We start from the raw sequence: 4,319 nt of genomic DNA, 5'->3' as shown, positions 1-4,319 counted from the left end.
GACGGTCCGTCCGCCCCGCTCACGCGCCCCTGCCCGGTTCCATCCCCGCCATGCCCGACCGCGGCCGGCGTGGCCCCCAGCCGCAGGTTCCCCGGGCGGCCCAGCAGATACCCCTGGACCAGATCGCAGCGCAGCGCCCGCAGCCGGGCGAGCTGTGCCTCGGTTTCCACCCCCTCGGCGCAGACCTGCATCCCCATCGCGTGACCGAGTTCGACGATGGCGCGGACGATCGGCTCGCCGCTTCTGTCCCGGCCGAGCGAGCTGACGAAGTCGCGGTCGAGCTTCAGCGCGTCGAAGGCGAATTGCCGCAGATAGCCGAACGACGAATAGCCGATCCCGAAATCGTCCAGCGCGAGGCGCACGCCCATCGCGCGCAGCCGGTGCAAAGTGCGCAGCGCCGCGTCCGTGTGCTGCACGAGGGTGCGCTCCGTAAGTTCCAGCGTCAGCCGGTCGGGCGGCAGGCCGCTGCGCGCGAGCACGCCGCGCAGCAGACGCACAAGGTCGCCGCGGCCGAACCAGTAGGCGGACATGTTCACCGACGCATACAGGCCGGGCGGCCAGGCGCTCGCCTCCTCGCAGGCGCGGCGCAGCACCCAGGCGTCGAGCTCGCCGATCAGGCCCGTCGCCTCCGCCACCGGGATGAAGGCGGCGGGCGGGACGGCGCCGTGGCCGGCACGGTCCCATCGCAGCAGCGCCTCGTAGCCGACGCGCTTGCCGTCGCCGGCGCAGCAGATGGGTTGCCAGTGCAGATGCAGGTCGCCCGCGCGCAGCGCCGCGCGCAGGTCCGATTCGAGCGCCGCGCTCACGCCGACGGTCGCGTCGTGCGGCCCGGCGCGGCGCCCCCCTGCCCGCTTGGCGGCCCGCAGCGCCTGCCACGCGGCGCGCAGCACGGCGGGCGCGTCCACGCCATGCTGCGGCACTCCGACCACCCCGAGCGAGGCGGTCAGGGCGACAGTGCGGCCGTCGACCGTGTGCGGTTCGGATAGCGCGGCGTCGATCCGGGCGGCGATGTGGCGGACCTGCCGCCCCTCCACCGGGCCGCTGACCAGCACCGCGAACTCGTCCCCGCCGAGGCGGCCCAGTATGTCGGTGCCGCGCACGCAGTCATGCAGGCGCCGCGCGACCTCGCGCAGCACGGAGTCGCCGCTGTCCGGTCCGAGCGTGCCGTTGATCTCGGCGAAGTGATCGAGATCGAGCAGGATCAGCCCGCACGGCCGCCCGGCCAGCGCGCCGGCGACCGCGTCGGCCAGCAGCGCCTCGAACCGGGGGCGGTTCGCGAGCCCGGTCAGCGCGTCCTGCATGGATGCCGTCTGCAACAGGTCGGTCTTTCGGTGCAGGTCGAGCAGCGCCCCCGCCTGTTGCCCGAGACGGACGAGCCGGCCGGTGGTGGCGTCGCCGAGCGTGCGCGGGCGGTCGTCCATCACCGCGAGCGCGCCGAGCGCCCAGCCGGCGTCGTCGCGCACCGGCACGCCGGCATAGAAGCGGACCCAGGGCGGCCCCGCGACCAGCGGCAGGTGGCGGAAGCGCGGATCGGCCGCCGCGTCCGGCACCACCAGCAGGGGCGCGTCGGCGGCGACGAGATGCGCGCACGGGCCCTCGCCGCGCGCGCACTGACGCAGGGTCAGGCCATGCGCCGCCTTGATCCATTGCCGGTCGCCGTCGATGAAGCTGATGGCCGCCATCGACACGCCCGCGATGTCCGCGGCGAGGGCGGCGAGTTCATCGAAGCGGCGGTCGCGGGGCGTGTCGAGGATGCCCGATGCCTCGAGCGCCGCCAGACGGAGGCATTCATCGGCGGATGCCGCGCCGTCCGTCATCCTGCGGTTCCCTGGGGCACCAGCAAGCCATAGACGGCAAAGATTGTCGGAAGATGAAGGCCGGCGCCGCGCGCGATCGCAGGCGCTGGCCGCGCCCGCGGTCGTCGATCAGCCGTCCTCGTCCTCGAGGAAGGCGAGATAGTCGTTCTCGTCCATCAGCGCCTCGACCGCCTCGGGGTCGGAGGGTTCGAGTTTGAACACCCATCCCTCCCCTTCCGGGTCGCGGTTCAGGATGGCGGGTTCCTCCAGCACGACCTGGTTGATCTCGACCACGCGGCCGGCGACCGGGGCGGCGAGGTCGATCGCGTCCTCCTCCGCCTCCACCACGGCGCAGGCCTCGCCTGCCTCCACGTCGCGCCCGACCTCGGGCGCCTCGATCGCGACCACGTCGCCGAGGCGTTCCTGTCCGGCCTCGCTGATGCCGATGACGGCGACGTCATCCTCGATCCGGACCCAGGTATGGTCCGGCGTATAGCGGGTGATCGGCATGCGCGCGCCTCATCCGGCCGGTCGTGACACGCACGCGAGCATGCCCTCGGCACGGGGACGCATCAACCGCTACTGCTCGCCCCGCTGGCGGTTGAAGGCGAGCTGCGCCGGCGTCAGCTGGAAGCCGGAGACAAGGGTGAAGGCGTCGCCCGGCTTGTCCTTGGTGGTCGGCAGGCTGAGCGCGACGTCGTCGCCGGTGACGACGAGGTGATCGACGTTCGGCGGAAACGTGACCGTCGCCGTCTCCGGGTATTTGGCGAGGATGTGACCGCCAGACAGGACGGCGATGAAGTAATCCACGGTCTCCGTCGGACCGGTGGCCGCCGGACCGCGGGTGACCAGCAGGCGCACATTCGTCACCACCTTCAGCCGCCCGCCCTCGTCACGGCTGCACTTCCCGCGCGGGGCTGTGATACGAGCGTCCATCGCCATATCGGTGAGGTCGGTGCCGGCGCCGCGGAATCGGGTCACCTCGGCGGCGTCGGGAACGGTCGCGACCTGCGGACACGCGGGTGGGAAGTCGGACCTGTCGGTTGGTCCCCCGCATCCGGCGAGCAGGGTCAGCACGGACAGTGCCAGAGCGGCGCGCGCGCCGCGCGGAAGGGTCAGAACGGTGACGACGGACGGACGGCCAAGCATCGAACACTCCGCGTGTCAGACGGGCACGGTCGCCCCCGGACGGGCCGGCATAGAGCCGCCGCCGGGCGCAGGCAACGCCCCGGCGCCCGGCGGCGCGACCACGGTCGCGCCGCTGCGGGTGCTGCTGGCAGGCCCGCGCGGCTTCTGCGCCGGCGTCGACCGGGCGATCCGCGTGGTCGAGGAAGCGCTGCGCCAGTACGGCGCGCCGGTCTATGTCCGCCACGAGATCGTCCATAACCGCACGGTGGTCGAGACGCTGGAGCGGCAGGGCGCGGTATTCGTCGAGGATCTGACCGAGGTGCCGGAGGATGCGCGCGTCGTCTTCTCCGCCCACGGCGTGCCGAAATCGGTGCCGGCCGAGGCGCGGCGGCGCCACCTGCTGTATCTGGACGCGACCTGCCCGCTGGTGAGCAAGGTCCACCGCGAGGCGGAGCGCCATTTCGCCGGCGGTGGGGCGGAGGCGCGCCATATCCTGATGATCGGCCATGCCGGCCACCCCGAGGTCGAGGGCACGATGGGCCAGCTACCGCCCGGCGCGATGACGCTGGTGCAGGACGCCGACGAGGCCCGTAGCGTCGCCCCGCCCGACCCCACGCGCCTCGCCTTCATCACGCAGACCACGCTGTCGGTGGACGACACGGCGGAGATCGTGACGATCCTGCGCGACCGCTTCCCCCATATCGTCGGGCCGCGGCACGAGGACATCTGCTACGCCACCACCAACCGGCAGGCGGCGGTGAAGGCGATCGCGCCGGACTGCGATCTGGTGATCGTCATCGGCAGCCCCAACTCGTCCAATTCCCAGCGCCTGCGCGAGGTCGCCGAACGGGCGGGGGCGGCGCGCGCGGTGCTGCTGCCCGATGCGTCCGGCCTGGACTGGCGCTGGCTGGACGGGGTCGGCACGCTCGGCCTGAGTGCCGGCGCCTCGGCGCCGGAGGTGCTGGTGGACGCGCTGATCGACCGGCTGCGCGGCCGCTACGCGCTGACGATCGAGGAGCGGCGGGTGACGACGGAAGACGTGGTGTTCAAGCTGCCGGCGCCGCTGGGGTAGTCTCGCCGGATGGCGGTCTATACCGAGGTCGGCGACGAGTCACTGGCGGCATTCCTCGCGGAGTACGAGCTGGGCGGGCTCGTCGCCTTCCGCGGCATCGCCGAGGGCGTGGAGAACAGCAACTACGCGCTGCGCACAACGACCGGCGACTACATCCTCACGCTGTATGAAAAGCGGGTCGATCCGGCGGAACTGCCGTGGTTCCTCGGCCTGATGGAGCATCTGGCGACGCGCGGCCTGTCCTGTCCGCGGCCGGTGCACGGGCGCGACGGGGCGGCGCTACGGACGCTGTGCGGCAGGCGGGCGGCGATCACCACCTTTCT

5 protein-coding genes are annotated in these 4,319 nt (G+C 72.6%); 2 read left to right on the top strand and 3 right to left on the bottom strand.

The features are described 5' to 3' along the window. The 3 genes from B8460_RS13705 to B8460_RS22030 form a co-directional block, all read right to left on the bottom strand. Window positions 1–1,817: putative bifunctional diguanylate cyclase/phosphodiesterase (locus tag B8460_RS13705; RefSeq protein ID WP_048862169.1), on the bottom strand; the 1,817-nt coding region annotated here is incomplete at its 3' end. A gap of 108 nt (window positions 1,818–1,925) precedes the next feature. Further along, complete coding sequence (gene gcvH / locus B8460_RS13700; RefSeq protein WP_048862168.1) at window positions 1,926–2,306, bottom strand: glycine cleavage system protein GcvH; 381 nt, start codon at window positions 2,304–2,306, stop codon at window positions 1,926–1,928. Between the two features lie 69 nt (window positions 2,307–2,375). Further along, window positions 2,376–2,732, bottom strand: coding sequence for a hypothetical protein (locus B8460_RS22030; protein WP_158322851.1), 357 nt, complete (start codon window positions 2,730–2,732; stop codon window positions 2,376–2,378). A gap of 325 nt (window positions 2,733–3,057) precedes the next feature. Here B8460_RS22030 and ispH point away from each other — a divergent pair, with 325 nt between their 5' ends. Together ispH and B8460_RS13685 are read left to right on the top strand one after the other, a co-directional pair. Continuing rightward, the gene (gene ispH, locus B8460_RS13690) at window positions 3,058–3,996 is read left to right on the top strand and encodes a 4-hydroxy-3-methylbut-2-enyl diphosphate reductase (RefSeq protein WP_048862170.1); all 939 of its coding nucleotides are present in this window, start codon (window positions 3,058–3,060) and stop codon (window positions 3,994–3,996) included. 9 nt (window positions 3,997–4,005) lie between these two features. Next, a partial coding sequence (locus tag B8460_RS13685; protein WP_048862166.1) for a phosphotransferase occupies window positions 4,006–4,319 on the top strand: 314 nt, incomplete at its 3' end.

It is taken from the genome of Acidisphaera rubrifaciens HS-AP3 (assembly GCF_000964365.1).
Taxonomy (GTDB): Bacteria; Pseudomonadota; Alphaproteobacteria; order Acetobacterales; family Acetobacteraceae; genus Acidisphaera; species Acidisphaera rubrifaciens.
The sequence above is the reverse complement of the archived record's forward strand: the minus strand, read 5'-3'. Positions and strand labels throughout refer to the sequence as shown.